We start from the raw sequence: 16049 nt of genomic DNA on the forward strand, positions 1-16049 counted from the left end.
CTTATGCGTGAATGATAAAAATAGCTGGAATTTTATGTAATTCTGGCTGTTTTTGTTTCCACTCTGTAATAGTAAAAGTTTTTATGTATTCTGATGGCATGGTTATATTTGCTGCAATACATAGTTGAGTATTAGGAGACAAAGTACTTTTTAAATCTTCTAGCATTTTATGATTCCTATACGGAGTTTCTATAAAAATCTGAGACTGTTGATGTTCTTTAGACAAACGCTCTAATCTCTTAATTTCTTTTTTCCTTTCTGATTTATCAATAGGCAAATATCCATTAAAAGCAAAACTCTGACCATTCATTCCGCTAGCCATCATTGCCATTAAAATAGATGAAGGCCCCACCAACGGCACCACTCTTATTCCTTTTTTATGAGCTAATTTAACCACCTTGGCACCTGGATCTGCCACCGCAGGAACACCAGCTTCCGATAACAAACCTATAGACTCGCCTTCCAAACAAACATCTAAATAAGAATTTACTTCAATAGGGTCAACATATTTGTCTATTAACTTTAACTGCAAGCTTGGTTGAGGCTTTAGTGGTGTTATTTTTTTGATGAATCTACGAGCAGACTTTTCATTTTCTACAACGAAATGAGTCAATTCTTCTACTACAGATTTTACCGATATAGGCATTACCTCTAAAGGCTCATTATCTCCTAAAGTTGTTGGAATAAGATACAGATTACCTTTCATGTTTATTGGCTATTTTGTTTACAATAACATCTGCTGCTAAAGTTAACATATTGTACACGTTTTCAAATCCTTGATCTCCTCCGTAATACGGATCAGGAACAGAAATCCCCTTCTGTAAATCCACCTCATCCATAATCATTTTTACTTTGGATTTTTGAGCATCAGTCTTAGCCAACCTTATTACATTTTGATAATTTGCTTTATCCATTACATAAATAAAATCAAAGGTATCAAAATCATCTAGCTCAAACTTTCTTGCTCTTTGGTCGGTAATATCAATTCCGTTTTTTTTGGCTACAGCAATAGATCTTGCATCTGGTAAATTTCCTACATGATAAGCTCCTGTACCCGCAGAATCTACAACAACATCTAAATTTTGTATTTTAGATTTTAGAATACCTTCTGCCAATGGAGATCTACAAATATTTCCCAAACAAACCATTAAAACTTTTGTTGTTGCCATCTATGCTATTAAAAAGACAATTTTTTAGAAATATCATCAACATATTTCTTAAACTGCTTGTCGGTGGCAGTTAAATTATCCACGGTTTTACAAGCATGCAAAACAGTTGCATGGTCTCTTTTCCCTATTTGTGCTCCAATACTAGCCAAAGAAGATTTGGTCATTTTTTTAGAAAAATACATGGCCAATTGCCTTGCCTGCACAATGTGTCTTTTTCTGGTTTTAGATTGTAAAGTAGCCAAATCTATTTCAAAATATTTAGAAACTACTTTTTGAATATAATCTACAGAAACTTCCTTTTTGGTGTTTTTTACAAACTTATCAACAATACTTTTTGCCAAAGACAAGCTGAACTCTTTTTTATTAAAAGCTGCTTGTGCAATTAAAGAAGTAACTACACCTTCTAGCTCTCTTACGTTGCTCTTAATGTGCTTTGCAATAAACTCAATAACTTCTTCAGGAACTTCTACACCGTCTCTGTACAATCTATTCTTTAAGATATTGATACGTGTCTCGTAATCAGGAGACTGCAATTCTGCCGACAAGCCCCATTTAAAACGAGACAACAGACGTTGTTCAATATCTTGCATATCTACAGGTGCTTTGTCTGATGTTAAAATGACTTGCTTTCCGTTTTGGTGCAACTCGTTAAAAATTTGGAAAAACGCATCTTGAGTTTTTGTTTTTCCTGATAAAAACTGAATATCATCAATAATTAACACATCTATCATTTGATAGAAATGCAAAAAGTCGTTTCTATTGTTGTTTTTTAAAACAGCATCTCCGTATTGTTGTATAAATTTTTCGGTAGAAACATACAAGACTGTTTTGTCTGGATATTTGTCTTTTACCTGTACCCCAATAGCATGTGCTAAGTGTGTTTTTCCTAGTCCTACACCTCCATAAATCATTAATGGGTTAAAAGAAGTTCCACCTGGTTTGTTGGCAACAGCCATCCCTGCAGATCTTCCCAGTCGGTTAGAGTCTCCCTCCATAAACGTATCAAAACTATAGTTTGGGTTTAAGTTAGACTCTACTTTTACTTTTTGCAATCCTGGAATTACAAAAGGGTTTTTTACTTCTCTACTAGCAGTTTTGGCTGTAAAAGGTACATCTTGCGGTTTGATAGGTGCTCTATTGGCACTTGGTATTTTTACCGTTTGTGGTACTTTACTACTGTACGAGTTTTCCAATCGAACGTCATATAGCAAACGGGCTTCTTTTCCTAATTCCCTTACCAAAGCACTTCTCATAATCTTTACATAGTTATCCTCTAAGAACTCAAAAAAGAATTTGCTTGGCACCTGAATTGTTAACGCACTTCCTTCCAATTTTACAGGTACGATAGGTTCGAACCATGTTTTAAAACCAACAGGGGTGATGTTGTCCTTTATAAATTGTAAGCAAGAAGCCCATACATCTTCAGCAGTCTTTATCATAATTTTACTCGCACTTTTAGTTTTAGTTTTTTTTCACTTATTTGATTGCATTTTTGTAAGCAATTTTTCATCACTGCAATCTTATCTAGGGGAGTACAAAAGTGTGAATAAAATTCAGTAAAAAAAAACACAAACGCTATTGCATTTTTTCTTTTTTTTGTCTACTATAAAAAAGCAAACGACATATTTACATGAATCCTAAAAAATATCATTTTAGAGTAAAATATTACGAAACAGACCAAATGCAATATGCACACCATAGCAACTACGCAAAATACTTCGAAACCGCTCGTATTGAATGGCTTAGGTCTGTAGGAATCTCTTACAAAAGCATGGAAGACCAAGGAATTATGCTTCCTGTAATCAACCTAAATACGACCTTTAAAAAACCTGCTAAATACGATGATTTATTAACTATTGAAACCTCTTTAAAACAAAAGCCAGATGTAAAAATTATCTTTCTTTACAAGGTGTATAATGAAGCTAAAGAATTGTTAACAACTGGGGAAACTACTTTAGTTTTTGTAGACATGAAAAAGAACAAACCAATGCGTTGTCCTGATGCTATTTTAGAGACTATTTTAAACGCTAAAAATTAATAGTTAAGTAATTGTTTTTATCGTAAAACATCTCATCTCTTTAAAATCACTAAGTACCTTTTTATATATTTCAACGGGACTTTCTAAAACAAATCTACAATCTAAATACATGTCTTGAGTTACCATATTTAGATTGTGGTTTTTTATCAACCGCATGACTTTATCAACATCCTCATAACTACTTTTTATTTCAAAAGTAGCAGTAATTGTTTTTAATTTTATGTCAGCTTCTTGCAACGTTTCTTCTGCTGTTGTTCTATAAGCTTTAATCAAACCACCCACACCTAATTTTACTCCCCCAAAGTAACGTACAACAATTAGCAATATATTTGTTACATCAAAAGCTAATAGCTGTCCATAAATAGGTTGTCCTGCTGTATTGCTTGGCTCACCATCGTCGTTTACCCTATAGGTAAGGCCATCATAGCCTAATCGGTATGCATAACACCAGTGACGTGCATCGTGGTGTTTTTTTTTGATTTGTTGCAAACACTCTTTTACCGTTTCTTCATCAGAAACAGGAAAAGCATATCCAATAAATTTACTTCCTTTTTCTTTGTATAAAATCTCTTCTATTGGATGGTCTATGGTTTGATACGTGGTTAATTCTTTACTCATAAAGCGAAATATAGTAAAATAATAGCGATACATGAAAGCCCTAGGCCGATGTAGTTTTGGACATTTAACTTTTCTTTATACAACCACAAACCTATCAACACCGATATTAAAACTACCAATAAATTGTTTGCGGAAAACACAAAAGCTGCATCAAACTCTTTTTGAGAAAGAGCTTTTACTATATAATAAATAGAAAAATAGTTGGGAAAACCCAAAGCTAGTCCTCCTATCCAACTTTTAGGATGAAGTTTTAGCTTACCCATACTCCACTTTACAAAAAAGACTAGCAGGCCTAAGAGTCCACAAAACAAGAACAAAGAAGTTGAAAACACATCAAATTCATGCACAGGAACATACTGTGTTTGCATATGATTTAGCAAAGTATCTGCCAACCCCGCACCTATAAAAATAAAGAACGGTAAGTACCACAAACGTTTGTCAAACTTATGAGCCTCGGCTTTTTTACACGCAAACCACAATCCTAAAAAAGCCAATAAAATTCCAGCTATTTTTAACACTCCTAATTGTTCATCATACAAAAGAACTCCTGCCAAAATAGGAATAGACATGCTCATCTTATTAGCAATGGTCATAACGGACAAACCTCCTTTTTGCGCAGTAATTGCCATTAAATTAAACACAATAATAAACAATGTAGAAATTGCCATTGCTCCATAAATCCATGGCTTAGAAAGCAAAAAAGAAAATGTCATAGGGGTTTCACTAAAACCAATTCCAATGAGCAAGGCAGTAAAATAACTTACCACGATTGCCTGAAGATTATCTAAGCCAAATCGGTTAAATTCTTTAAGAATTACAAACACCAATACCGTAAAAAGAACACTTAAAAAAAGGTAAATCATTTTGTGTTTTTATAATGAAACAGAGAGTCGTTTTCTAACGAATAGTTTGCAATACTAAGAGCATCTAACTTTGGGGCTTTGATTCCTGAATCAAAGGCAGCAACTCCCTGATACACATAAGCTTCGTCCCACAAATCTTCTTCAATCAAACTCTCTAAAATCTGTTTACCTCCTTCTACAAGAACAGACTGTATGTTTTCTTGATGTAAAATCTTTAAAATCTGAGTCATGATAGATTTCGAAAAATCGATCTCTTTGTATACAACATTGGGATGTTTTGCTTTTTTTTCAGTAAACACAATCGTGGCAACTGTACCATCATATAATTGATAATTTTCTGGAACCCGCAAAGCTCTATCAATCAACACACGAACGGGAGATAAACCTCCTACCGATCGAGTGGTTAAACTAGGATTGTCTTTTATAGCTGTATTGGTTCCTATCAAAATAGCATGCTCCTTAGCCCTTAGTTGATGTACATGCTGTCTTGATAACGAATTTGAAATCCAAGTAGGCTTCGCTTGTTTTTTTGTAGACACTACTCTATCAACATCTATAAAACCATCTTTGGTTTGTGCCCATTTTAAAAATACATAGGGTCTTTGTTGATTGTGAAATGTTAAAAAACGCTTGTGCAATGCCAAACAATCTTCTTCTAACAACCCCACACGCACTTCCCTACCCGCTTCTAGCAACATTTTAATTCCACGTCCTGATACTTCTGAAAAAGAATCTACACAGCCAATAAATATTTTAGGAATTTGCTTTTCTATAATCAACAACGAACATGGTGGTGTTTTACCATAATGAGAACATGGTTCTAATGTAACATACAAACTCGCGTTACTTAACAAAGCTGTATCTTTTACAGCATTGATGGCGTTTACTTCTGCATGAGGTCCACCATAGGCACTCGTAAAACCCTCTCCTATAATTTTTCCATTGTATACAACAACTGCTCCAACGGATGGGTTGGGATAAGCTGCTCGCATTCCTTTTTTTGCCAACGCAATGGCTCTTTGCATAAAAGCTACATGTACAGCATCCATTACTTTACAATTTTGATTTTTTCGTGGAACTTAATAGGATATTTTTTTTTAACCAAAAACTTTTTAAACATTGCTTCTCCCTCTAGTTTTACTGCTACTTGATTGGTTAATATACTACTTAAAATAGACCCTAACAATCCTTTTTTAGAATCGAATAACTGGCCATAAGACAATTTTATTTCTAAAGGAACAGAAAAATCTTTTTTAGAAGGCACTTTTACTTTTTGATTTTTTAAAGTTCCTAAATCTATATCATTCACCACAGCATGCAAGTCATTTAAATACATTGTTCCTCCTACTTTGTTTGGATTGTTAAAATTTAAACCTGCTTTTATAGTAATGGAATCATTGATAATTTTAGAAACTTCTACAGTTCCAACTCCCCTATACTTGGGTGCTTTTAGATGTGCACACGACACTACTAAAAAACCTGCTAAACAAAGGAAACTTATTTTTACGAATTTCATATTTGTATATTTGTACTCGCAACAAAAATATCAATTAATAAGCCATTTAATGACTTTAGCAACATTTAAACAAGAACTTTATACTCAACTAGAAAGTCATTACCCCAAAACAGAGCTTGATTCTTTTTTTAACATCTTGTTACAAGACATCTTAGGTATATCAAAAATAGATGCAATTCTAAGCCCACAGTTATCAATACCAGAGCAGCAATCTCATCAACTAATGACAATTTTACAAGGTTTGACTGAGCAACAACCCATTCAGCATTTAATTGGTTTTATAGAGTTTATGGATTTAAAATTCAACGTAAACTCGCATGTTCTAATTCCAAGACCCGAAACTGAAGAATTAATTCGTTGGATTATAGAAGACTTTACCCCACAACAAAAAACAGAAATTTTAGATATTGGAACCGGAACAGGCTGCATTCCCATTTGCCTAGCTAAAAATCTTAGAAACGCCCATATTACGACTATAGACGTCTCTGAAAAAGCCATCGAAACGGCTAAAATAAATGCAACAAAAAACAAGGTGCAGGTACATTTCCTACATCAAAATATTTTAACAACTTCTAATTTGCCTCAACAGTATGATGTGATAGTAAGCAACCCTCCTTATGTCAGAAATTTAGAAAAGAAAAAAATGCAAAAAAACGTATTGAACTACGAACCTCACTTAGCCTTGTTTGTAGAAGATAACAATCCGTTAATTTTTTATAAAAAAATTGCTGAATTAGCTTTGACATCACTAAAACCTAAAGGAATACTGTATTTCGAAATCAATCAATACTTAGGAAAAGAAACGGTTGATTTATTGTATCACCTTGGTTTTAAAAATGTAGAACTTCGAAAAGATGTGTTTGGAAATTATAGAATGACAAAAGCTTCAACCTGAAGCATTTTACCAAAAAAGTAGTTTATTTCCTATAATTTTATCATTTTGATTTGTCTAAATTTGCAAAAAAATATTTTTCATGCGTATAGATATTATAACTGTTTCTCCAGAACTCATCCAGAGTCCGTTTGAGCATTCTATTATGAAAAGAGCTCAAGAAAAAGGATTGGCTCAAGTTCATTTTCACAATTTAAGAGATTACGCAATTAACGACTACGGAAAAATTGACGATATGCAATTTGGAGGTGGTGCCGGAATGGTACTAATGATAGAACCTATTGATGCATGCATTCGTAAACTGAAATCAGAAAGAGACTACGATGAAATTATTTACATGACCCCAGATGCCCCTACGCTAAACCAAAGAACAGCCAACACCCTTTCTTTAAAACAAAATATAATAATACTTTGTGGTCATTATAAAGGCGTAGACCAACGCGTACGTGATTTGTTTATTACTAAAGAAATTTCTATTGGCGATTATGTACTAAGCGGTGGGGAATTAGGTGCTGCTGTTTTGTGCGACACTATTTTACGTTTGATTCCAGGAGTTTTAGGTGATGAAACCTCGGCATTAACAGACTCTTTTCAAGATGATTTGTTATCTCCGCCCGTATACACACGTCCTGCAGATTACCAAGGACATAAAGTGCCCGAAATCTTGACCAGTGGAAACTTTCCTAAAATTGAAGAATGGCGTAGTGATAAAGCTTTAGAAATAACTCAAAAAATTAGACCCGATTTACTAAAAGATTTCTAACTTGCTGCTAGCATCAAACCCTAGGTAACTTGTTTATAAGATAGCTTTTATAGTTTCTAAAAAAAATCAATTGCAAATACCTAAAAACTAACTACTAATTATTATATTTGCAGCCGCTAAAACAACCTCTGACGAAAATCGTGTATGTTGTTTAGTAGCAAACCATTCAAAAGAACAAAATGGAAAATTTAGTAAAATTTGTACAAGACGAATTTGTAACCAAAAAAGAAACTCCTGATTTTAAAGCTGGAGACACAATTACTGTATACTACGAAATCCGTGAAGGTGAAAAAGTACGTACTCAGTTTTTTAAAGGTGTAGTAATTCAACGTAGAGGAACTGGAACATCAGAAACTTTTACCATTCGTAAAATGTCTGGAACTGTTGGTGTAGAGCGTATATTCCCTATCAACTTACCTGCTATTCAAAAAATTGAATTGAACAAGCAAGGTAAAGTTCGTAGAGCTAGAATCTACTACTTTAGAGGACTTACAGGTAAAAAAGCAAGAATTAAAGAAGTTAGAAGAAAATAATTTTTTTAATCACAAATTAAAAGAAACTCAATACAATTGTATTGAGTTTTTTTTTACTTTTAAACCTCAACTTTCGCTTAAAATAGCACAGTTTGACAAAAATCGTTATGTTTTTAACAGTTGGTACAAAAACCATTGTTAATTAGTACATTTGCAGCATAAAATGAAGCTATTTAGCTGAAAAAATAAAATTAAATCAACAATATATAATGGCAAAGATTATTTATACAAAGACAGATGAAGCTCCAGCGTTGGCTACATTTTCTTTGTTACCTATCATCAAAGCTTTTACAAACAAAGCTGGAATAGAAGTAGAAACTAGAGACATCTCTTTAGCAGGTAGAATTTTAGCAAACCTGTCAGATTTTCTTCCTGAAAATCAGAAAGTAAACGATGCTTTGGCTGAATTGGGAGAGTTGGCTAAAACTCCAGAAGCTAACATTATTAAATTGCCAAACATATCAGCTTCTATTCCACAGTTACAAGCTGCTATTAAAGAATTACAAGAAAAAGGATTTCAAATTCCTAACTATCCACACAATCCTAAAAATGATGAAGAAAAAGCCATCAAAGCTGCTTACTCAAAAGTTTTAGGATCTGCAGTAAACCCAGTTCTGCGAGAAGGAAACTCAGATCGTAGAGCTCCAAAGGCTGTATCACACTACGCAAAAAAGAACCCACATAAAATGGGACCTTGGACTAAAGACTCTAAAACTCATGTAGCTTCTATGGAGGCAAATGATTTTTATGGTTCCGAAAAATCAACTACAGTTGAGAAAGCAACTGAATTTAAAATTGTATTTAACGGAAAAGAGTTAAAAGGATACGCTCCTTTATTAGAAGGAGAAGTTATTGATTCTTCTGTAATGAGCATCAACGCACTTAAAGAATATGCTGCCAAAGAAATTGCAGATGCTAAAGCAAATGGAGTATTGCTTTCTTTACACATGAAAGCAACAATGATGAAAGTATCTGATCCTATTATTTTTGGTGCTGTTGTAGAAGTATTCTATAAAGACGTTTTTGAAAAATACGCAACGTTATTTGATGAATTAGGAATTACAGCAACCAATGGTATTGGTGATGTTTATAATAAAATTGCTGGACACCCTAAGGAAGCAGAAGTAAAAGCAGCTATCGAAGCGGTGTATCAAGAAGCACCAGCTGTAGCTATGGTAAACTCAGACAAAGGAATTACCAACCTACACGTTCCTTCTGATGTAATTGTAGATGCTTCTATGCCTGCAATGATTCGTACCTCGGGGCAAATGTGGAATGCAAAAGGAGAGCAACAAGATACCAAAGCATTAATTCCAGATAGATCTTATGCTGGAGTTTTTCAAGCTACCATAGATTTCTGTAAAGAAAATGGAGCTTTTGATCCTACACAAATGGGAACTACACCTAACGTAGGTTTGATGGCTCAAAAAGCGGAAGAGTATGGTTCTCACGACAAAACTTTTCAATTAGACGAAGCTGGAACAGTAGAAGTTATTGACAAAGAAGGTAATGTATTATTGGCTCAGGAAGTAGAAGCAGGAGATGTTTTTAGAATGTGTCAAACAAAAGATGCTCCTATCCAAAACTGGGTAAAATTAGCTGTTGATAGAGCTAGAGATACTGGATGGCCTGCAGTTTTCTGGTTGGATGAAAATAGAGCTCATGATGTTGAAATTATCAAAAAGGTAGAAAAATATTTACCTGAACACAATACAGAAGGTTTAGAAATTTACATCAAATCTCCTATAGAGGCTACTAAATATACTTTAGAAAGAGTAAAAGTAAATAAGGATACAATATCTGTAACAGGAAATGTATTAAGAGACTACTTAACAGACTTATTCCCTATTTTAGAATTGGGTACCTCTGCAAAAATGTTATCTATTGTTCCTTTAATGAATGGAGGAGGATTATTTGAAACGGGTGCTGGAGGTTCTGCCCCAAAACACGTACAACAACTACAAGAAGAAAACTACCTACGCTGGGATTCTTTAGGAGAATTTTTAGCACTATCTGTTTCTTTAGAGCATTTAGGGAACAAATTCAACAATCCAAAAGCCTTAGTTTTATCCGAAACTTTAGATGCTGCTACTAGTAAATTCTTAGACAATGATAAATCTCCAACACGTAAATTAGGAGGTATAGACAACAGAGGTTCTCATTTTTATTTAGGATTGTACTGGGCCCAAGAATTAGCTGCTCAAGACAAAGATCTAGAATTAAAAAATGAATTTACTGCAATTGCCGAAGCTTTAACAGCTAGCGAGGCTAAAATTGTTGAAGAAATGATTTCTGTACAAGGAAAACCTGCCAACACAGGAGGTTATTACTTATTTAACGAAGCATTGACTTCTGCGGTAATGAGAGCAAGTAACACTTTGAATAGTGTTATTGATGCCATGTAATTCCACAATTATATAAACATATAAAAAGCTGCAATTATAAAAGTTGCAGCTTTTTTTGGAACTATAAAACACTATGATAAACGATACTTTTATGATTTATGATTTGTGTACAATGACTTAAACTGTCCTAAGAAAAATCGTAAAGACAAATAAGATTGATCGTGAGATTGAGCCAATGTTACTGATGTTTCTTCAGGAACCACTTCTTCTAAAGTTTTCTTAGCCAGCACACTCGGTAAAATAGAAAGTTTGTTGCTTAGAATAACGTTTGCTTTATGTTGATTTGCTTCATCTACCATCAAACAAATGGCACCATCCTGTTTTTTTAAATAAACCTGAATAGAGATTACATTTTGAATTACATTTTTTAGATAATACGCATCTAATTTGTTGTTGCATCTGTGTAAAAGGGCTGGGGTATTCATAAGCTTCTATTTAGGGGTAAGATTTTCTACTTATTTCTCTAGTATAAAGATACTCAAACAGTAATATATAAGTAGGTGATATACATCACCTTATGACTTTTTTGAATAAGATACTCATCAACTTTTATTATGATCTTTTATGCGAAAACGCAAGAAAATGCTTCTTATCTTCATTAAAAACAAACTCCATCAACAAAATTCGTATTGTTGATGGAGTTTTCTTATTCTGTTATGTAACCTTAGTTTTCTTTAAGAATTTAAAAAACCAATTCTTTTAATTTCTCTTTAATTTTTTCATTCACGTTTTTAGGATAATTTTTTTCTCCCATAAAGATGTCTGTCAAAGCTTCGCTAAAACGTTGTCCATACTTTTTTAACAAAAACTTTCTTACAGTTTTGTTACTATAAAATAACTTTGCCAATTTCATAGATGTTAACAACTCTGGCATGATTGTGTTTTCTATAATTTTACTGTAGTTTGCTGCAGCTTTTTTTAAGTCTCCTTTTGATTCTTCAATAGCCTTGGCAACCAACTTACCGCTTAAAATAGCATTAGAAATACCTTCCGCGGTTAAAGGATCTGCAAAGCCAGCAGCATCTCCTATTAAAAACACATTATTTTTTACAAAACCATCTAATCTTGGAGTTACAGGAATTTGGTAACCATACTTTTTAATATCTACAATTTCATCAATCCCTAAGAACTGCATATACTTGGCACAATATGCTTTTATTTTTTGTTCGTCTTTTAATTTTTGAATAATAGCTACCCCAATAGACAAATGGTGCTTTTTAGGAAAACACCATCCGTAACCTCCTGGAATTGCATCTATATCAAATCTTATTTCTTTAGACAATCTTTCAAAATTTTTGGGGTCTACTTCTACTTCGTATTCCAATGCAGGAATTAACGTTCGGGTATCTTTTTCCCAACCAGCCATTTTCGCTAACTGACTGTATACCCCATCGGCAGCTATTACTTGTTGTACTTGTAACGTTCCCTGATTGGTTTCTACCATAACACCGTTTTTAGAGGAACTAAGAGCTATTACTTTACAATTTTCTAGCAATGTTACTCCATGTTCTTGTGCTTTTTCTATCATCAACTTATCAAAAGCATCTCGCATAACCAACGAAACTATGGGCTGATCTCTGTGTGTTTTAAAATGTAAGTTTTTTCCCATGTAAACATCTACTTCATGAAAAGTGATGTCTACCGCAGAAGTTACATCAAAAGGCATGTCTTTTTTCCCTCTATAAACCAAACCTCCACCACACACTTTGTATCGTGGCAAAGTTTCTTTTTCTAGGACAATGGATTTAATTCCTGCTTTGGCTAAATGGAATGCTGCAGAGGCTCCTGATGGTCCTGACCCTACAATGGCTACTTGATAATTCTCCATAGTTTTTTCAATAATTGCGTAACAATAATAGAAATTAAAATTTGCTTATCAAACAGTGGAATTGGCTTTATTTTTGAGTCAATAAAAACAATCTTAAAATTTTAAATCTTGACGCTATTTCTAAGTATATTCTTAATTTAGCGGTCTAAATTTTACCCTTTCATGAAAAAAATATGGAACCTTGTTTACAGCACTAGATTAATGGCTGTATTATTTGTTGTTTTTGCTGCTGCTATGGGAATTGCCACCTTTATTGAAAATGATTACGGAACAGAAACAGCCAAAGTTTTGGTATATAATGCTTGGTGGTTTGAGCTTATTATGGTGTTTTTTGTAATTAACTTTTGCGGTAATATTTTTAAATATAAGTTATACAAAAAAGAAAAGTGGACTGTTTTGCTGTTTCATGTTGCTTTTATCTTTATTATAATTGGTGCAGCTGTTACTAGATATGTCAGTTACGAAGGTATGATGCCTATATTAGAAGGAGAAAAAACAAATCAGATTTTTTCTGAAACCACGTATTTAAACCTAAACATACATAACTTTAAAGAAGAAAAATACGTACACAGTCCTATTTTATTGTCTGCTAAAGGTAAAGCTTCTTATCAATTAGAAACAGATTTTAGAGGTCAGAAAATAGCTATTGAACTTACGGATTATATACCTAATGCAAAAACAGAATTCACACAAACTGAACAAGGAGACTTGTACTTGCACTTTGTGGAATCTAGTTCGGGAAGCAGACATGATCACTATATAAAAAAAGGAAGTATAGAAAATATTCATGGAGTATTGGTAGGTTTTGAAAATGAAGAAAATGCATCTATCAATTTTACTGAAGCAAACGGTGAGATGCAAATTCAGTCTAAACACAACGGTACTTTTATGCGAATGGCAGATCGTTACACTGGACAAATTACGAAAGGAGAAACCACTAAATTTAACTACCTAAGTTTGCATCAATTGGCAGGGTTGAGTTTTGTAGTACCCGAAAAACCAGTTCATGGAGAAATGAAAACTGTTTCTGCAAAAGATAAAAACGCTTATCCAGAAGCCTTAATTACACTAAAAGTAAGCTCTAAGGACAAGATGACTTTGGTACAAGTTAGAGGAGGAAAATACACTTCTAACAAGCCTATTTCTTTTCAACTAGCAGATTTAAACTTTAATATTTCTTATGGTTCAAAAATTATTGAATTGCCATTTTTTATACAACTAAACGATTTTCAATTGGAAAAATATCCTGGTTCAGAATCTGCAGCCTCTTATGCTAGTGAAGTTACAGTAATTGATGAAAGAGAAAACAATACGTTTGATTTTAGAATTTACATGAACCACATTCTTAACTACAAAGGATACAAATTCTTTCAATCTAGTTACGACTTATCTGGACCTAAAGAAGAAACCCGTTTGTCTGTTAACCACGATGCTATAGGAACTTTAATTACCTATTTTGGATACTCTTTATTATATACTTGTATGATTATGACTTTGTTCTTAAAAAAGACTCGCTTTGGTCAATTAAGTCAGAAATTAAGAAAACTAAAAAATAAAACTACTGTTATCGGTTTGTTTATCACCCTTTCTACTACTGTTGGATTTGCCCAAGAACACGATCACAATCACACCGATCATACACAAGAAGAAACTCATGAGCATCAACATGACCACGACCATAACCATGACCATGACCATTCACACGAAAACACGCATCAACACGAAGGTCATCAAGCACAAACTTTACCACAACAATTAGATCCAGAAACGGTAAAAAACGCAATCATAAAAAATGCTGTAAAACCAGAACATGCCTTAAAATTTAGCAAGTTGGTTATACAAGATGCCGGAGGTCGTATGAAACCTGTACATACTTTTGCCAGCGAATTGTTAAGAAAAGTTAGCAAAAAAGACACTTACCACGGTTTGGATGCCAATCAAGTATTTTTGTCTATTATTGAAAATCCCAGAGCTTGGTTTGGTGCTCCTATTATTTATTTAGAACGTAACGACAAAAAAATACGAAGCATTATTGGTGTAAATCAAGATACCAAATATGCTGCTTTGTCAGACTTTATTGATCCTAGCGGAAATTATATTTTAACTTCTTATGTAGCAGAAGCTGAAAAAAATCAGAAAAAAAACACTTTTGAAAAAGATGTTATTAATGTAGACAAACGTGTTGGCTTATTATATACAGCCATTAGCGGAAGTATTTTAAGAATTTTTCCTAAACCTAATGATGAAAATAACAAATGGGTTTCTCAGCTAGAACTAGAAACTGCTGGATTTACTGGCATTGATTCTGTGTTTGTAAAACAAATTGTACCTGCTTACAGACAAACTTTGTGGCAAGCAAAACAAAACAAAGATTATTCTGAAGCCAATGAAATTTTAACGGGAATTAAAAATTTTCAGAAAAAATTTGGTGCGGCTGTTTACCCTAGTCAAGATAAAATAGATTTTGAAGTTTTGTACAATCAATACGATGTCTTTAAAAAACTATTCTCTTACTACATGTACATCAGTGCTTTGTTGTTTGTATTTATCATCATTCAGATTTTTAAAGATGGTAGAATCATCAATTATCTTATCAAAGGAAGCATTGTAGTTGTAATCTTTCTGTTTATATTACAAACCCTTGGATTGGGAGTTCGCTGGTTCATTTCTGGACACGCTCCTTGGTCCGATGCGTACGAATCTATTATTTACGTATCATGGGCCACTATGTTGTTTGGTTTGTGGTTTGGAAAAAAATCATCCTTAACCATAGCTGCTACTGCTTTTGTTACTTCTATGATTCTTATGATTGCTCACTGGAACTGGATGGATCCACAAATTGCCAACTTACAACCTGTATTAAACTCTTATTGGCTAATGATACACGTGGCGATTATTGTAGCAAGTTACGGACCGTTTACGCTAAGTATGATTTTGGGAATTGTTGCCCTAATTTTGATGATTTTAACCAACGAAAAAAACAGAAAATCTTTAAAAACTAAAATTGAAGAACTAACCATTATTAACGAAATGAGTATGACCGTTGGTTTGGTTATGCTAACCATTGGAAACTTTTTAGGTGGAATGTGGGCCAACGAAAGTTGGGGACGTTATTGGGGATGGGATCCTAAAGAAACTTGGGCCTTAATTAGCATTATGGTTTACGCATTTGTACTTCACATGCGCTTAATTCCTGGACTTAGAGGTCGATTTGCTTTTAATATCATATCGGTTTATGCCTTTGCTAGTATTATGATGACTTATTTTGGTGTAAACTTTTACTTATCAGGATTGCACTCATACGCTAGTGGAGATCAAGTAGTAACTCCTAATTTTGTTTATTATTCTATTGCTACTGTAGCTGTTCTAGGTATTTTGGCCTATGTAAAGTTTAAAAAGTATTATAAAAAGTAAAAGCTTTGGT

The 16049-nt window shown here is 33.5% G+C and carries 15 protein-coding genes; 6 read left to right on the plus strand and 9 right to left on the minus strand.

Annotation, left to right across the window (positions count from 1 at the left end):
- Position 1: 1 nt before the first annotated feature.
- Genes FS85_RS0112510 through dnaA form a run of 3 tightly spaced genes read right to left on the minus strand, consistent with a single transcriptional unit; the run spans position 2 to position 2608 of the window.
- Positions 2-706 carry an SAM-dependent methyltransferase gene (locus FS85_RS0112510; protein ID WP_010136684.1) on the minus strand — a complete coding sequence of 235 codons (705 nt, stop codon included), beginning with the start codon at positions 704-706 and terminating at the stop codon, positions 2-4.
- A complete protein-coding gene (locus FS85_RS0112515; RefSeq protein WP_010136685.1) occupies positions 696-1169 on the minus strand; it encodes a low molecular weight protein-tyrosine-phosphatase in 474 nt (157 codons plus the stop codon). Before FS85_RS0112515 ends, FS85_RS0112510 begins: the two co-directional genes overlap by 11 nt.
- A gap of 8 nt (positions 1170-1177) precedes the next feature.
- Positions 1178-2608 carry a chromosomal replication initiator protein DnaA gene (gene dnaA / locus FS85_RS0112520; RefSeq protein WP_010136686.1) on the minus strand — a complete coding sequence of 477 codons (1431 nt, stop codon included), beginning with the start codon at positions 2606-2608 and terminating at the stop codon, positions 1178-1180.
- A 191-nt stretch (positions 2609-2799) separates the two neighbouring features.
- Between dnaA and FS85_RS0112525 the strand changes: the two genes are divergently transcribed.
- Entirely contained in the window at positions 2800-3207 is a 408-nt protein-coding gene (locus FS85_RS0112525) for an acyl-CoA thioesterase (RefSeq protein ID WP_010136687.1), read from the plus strand.
- 3 nt (positions 3208-3210) lie between these two features.
- On the opposite strand, the gene FS85_RS0112530 is transcribed toward FS85_RS0112525, so the two are convergent.
- From FS85_RS0112530 to FS85_RS0112545, 4 genes are read right to left on the minus strand one after another with little or no spacing between them, the layout of a single operon-like run.
- Positions 3211-3825, minus strand: coding sequence for an IMPACT family protein (locus FS85_RS0112530; protein ID WP_033194749.1), 615 nt, complete (start codon positions 3823-3825; stop codon positions 3211-3213).
- Positions 3822-4688: an EamA family transporter gene (locus FS85_RS0112535; RefSeq protein ID WP_010136690.1), complete on the minus strand. Its 867-nt coding sequence runs from the start codon at positions 4686-4688 to the stop codon at positions 3822-3824. The genes FS85_RS0112530 and FS85_RS0112535 overlap by 4 nt, the downstream gene beginning before the upstream one ends.
- Positions 4685-5737, minus strand: a complete 1053-nt coding sequence (ribD, locus tag FS85_RS0112540; protein WP_010136691.1) for a bifunctional diaminohydroxyphosphoribosylaminopyrimidine deaminase/5-amino-6-(5-phosphoribosylamino)uracil reductase RibD — start codon at positions 5735-5737, stop codon at positions 4685-4687. Before ribD ends, FS85_RS0112535 begins: the two co-directional genes overlap by 4 nt.
- The gene (locus FS85_RS0112545; RefSeq protein WP_010136692.1) at positions 5737-6204 is read right to left on the minus strand and encodes a hypothetical protein; all 468 of its coding nucleotides are present in this window, start codon (positions 6202-6204) and stop codon (positions 5737-5739) included. The genes ribD and FS85_RS0112545 overlap by 1 nt, the downstream gene beginning before the upstream one ends.
- A gap of 49 nt (positions 6205-6253) precedes the next feature.
- Between FS85_RS0112545 and prmC the strand changes: the two genes are divergently transcribed.
- The 4 genes from prmC (at position 6254) to FS85_RS0112565 (ending at position 10797) form a co-directional block, all read left to right on the plus strand.
- The gene (prmC, locus tag FS85_RS0112550) at positions 6254-7099 is read left to right on the plus strand and encodes a peptide chain release factor N(5)-glutamine methyltransferase (RefSeq protein WP_010136693.1); all 846 of its coding nucleotides are present in this window, start codon (positions 6254-6256) and stop codon (positions 7097-7099) included.
- A gap of 79 nt (positions 7100-7178) precedes the next feature.
- Positions 7179-7859, plus strand: coding sequence for a tRNA (guanosine(37)-N1)-methyltransferase TrmD (trmD, locus tag FS85_RS0112555; RefSeq protein WP_010136694.1), 681 nt, complete (start codon positions 7179-7181; stop codon positions 7857-7859).
- Between the two features lie 179 nt (positions 7860-8038).
- Entirely contained in the window at positions 8039-8392 is a 354-nt protein-coding gene (gene rplS / locus FS85_RS0112560; RefSeq protein WP_010136695.1) for a 50S ribosomal protein L19, read from the plus strand.
- Between the two features lie 209 nt (positions 8393-8601).
- Entirely contained in the window at positions 8602-10797 is a 2196-nt protein-coding gene (locus FS85_RS0112565; RefSeq protein WP_010136697.1) for an NADP-dependent isocitrate dehydrogenase, read from the plus strand.
- An 89-nt stretch (positions 10798-10886) separates the two neighbouring features.
- On the opposite strand, the gene FS85_RS0112570 is transcribed toward FS85_RS0112565, so the two are convergent.
- Entirely contained in the window at positions 10887-11222 is a 336-nt protein-coding gene (locus tag FS85_RS0112570) for a hypothetical protein (protein WP_010136699.1), read from the minus strand.
- Between the two features lie 257 nt (positions 11223-11479).
- Positions 11480-12625, minus strand: a complete 1146-nt coding sequence (locus tag FS85_RS0112575; protein WP_010136700.1) for an NAD(P)/FAD-dependent oxidoreductase — start codon at positions 12623-12625, stop codon at positions 11480-11482.
- A 162-nt stretch (positions 12626-12787) separates the two neighbouring features.
- On the opposite strand from FS85_RS0112575, the gene ccsA reads away from it, so the two are divergent.
- Positions 12788-16039 carry a cytochrome c biogenesis protein CcsA gene (gene ccsA, locus FS85_RS0112580; RefSeq protein ID WP_010136701.1) on the plus strand — a complete coding sequence of 1084 codons (3252 nt, stop codon included), beginning with the start codon at positions 12788-12790 and terminating at the stop codon, positions 16037-16039.
- Positions 16040-16049: the final 10 nt, after the last annotated feature.

Source organism: Ochrovirga pacifica (genome assembly GCF_000220525.1).
GTDB lineage: Bacteria > Bacteroidota > Bacteroidia > Flavobacteriales > Flavobacteriaceae > Ochrovirga > Ochrovirga pacifica.

Bases quoted from the DNA above. Each gene is read 5' to 3' on its own strand.
- FS85_RS0112575 (WP_010136700.1), bottom strand. From the start codon at position 12,625: ATGGAGAATTATCAAGTAGCCATTGTAGGGTCAGGACCATCAGGAGCC.
- dnaA (WP_010136686.1), bottom strand. From the start codon at position 2,608: ATGATAAAGACTGCTGAAGATGTATGGGCTTCTTGCTTACAATTTATA.
- prmC (WP_010136693.1), top strand. From the start codon at position 6,254: ATGACTTTAGCAACATTTAAACAAGAACTTTATACTCAACTAGAAAGT.
- trmD (WP_010136694.1), top strand. From the start codon at position 7,179: ATGCGTATAGATATTATAACTGTTTCTCCAGAACTCATCCAGAGTCCG.
- ccsA (WP_010136701.1), top strand. From the start codon at position 12,788: ATGAAAAAAATATGGAACCTTGTTTACAGCACTAGATTAATGGCTGTA.
- FS85_RS0112535 (WP_010136690.1), bottom strand. From the start codon at position 4,688: ATGATTTACCTTTTTTTAAGTGTTCTTTTTACGGTATTGGTGTTTGTA.
- ribD (WP_010136691.1), bottom strand. From the start codon at position 5,737: ATGGATGCTGTACATGTAGCTTTTATGCAAAGAGCCATTGCGTTGGCA.
- rplS (WP_010136695.1), top strand. From the start codon at position 8,039: ATGGAAAATTTAGTAAAATTTGTACAAGACGAATTTGTAACCAAAAAA.
- FS85_RS0112530 (WP_033194749.1), bottom strand. From the start codon at position 3,825: ATGAGTAAAGAATTAACCACGTATCAAACCATAGACCATCCAATAGAA.
- FS85_RS0112565 (WP_010136697.1), top strand. From the start codon at position 8,602: ATGGCAAAGATTATTTATACAAAGACAGATGAAGCTCCAGCGTTGGCT.
- FS85_RS0112510 (WP_010136684.1), bottom strand. From the start codon at position 706: ATGAAAGGTAATCTGTATCTTATTCCAACAACTTTAGGAGATAATGAG.
- FS85_RS0112545 (WP_010136692.1), bottom strand. From the start codon at position 6,204: ATGAAATTCGTAAAAATAAGTTTCCTTTGTTTAGCAGGTTTTTTAGTA.
- FS85_RS0112570 (WP_010136699.1), bottom strand. From the start codon at position 11,222: ATGAATACCCCAGCCCTTTTACACAGATGCAACAACAAATTAGATGCG.
- FS85_RS0112525 (WP_010136687.1), top strand. From the start codon at position 2,800: ATGAATCCTAAAAAATATCATTTTAGAGTAAAATATTACGAAACAGAC.
- FS85_RS0112515 (WP_010136685.1), bottom strand. From the start codon at position 1,169: ATGGCAACAACAAAAGTTTTAATGGTTTGTTTGGGAAATATTTGTAGA.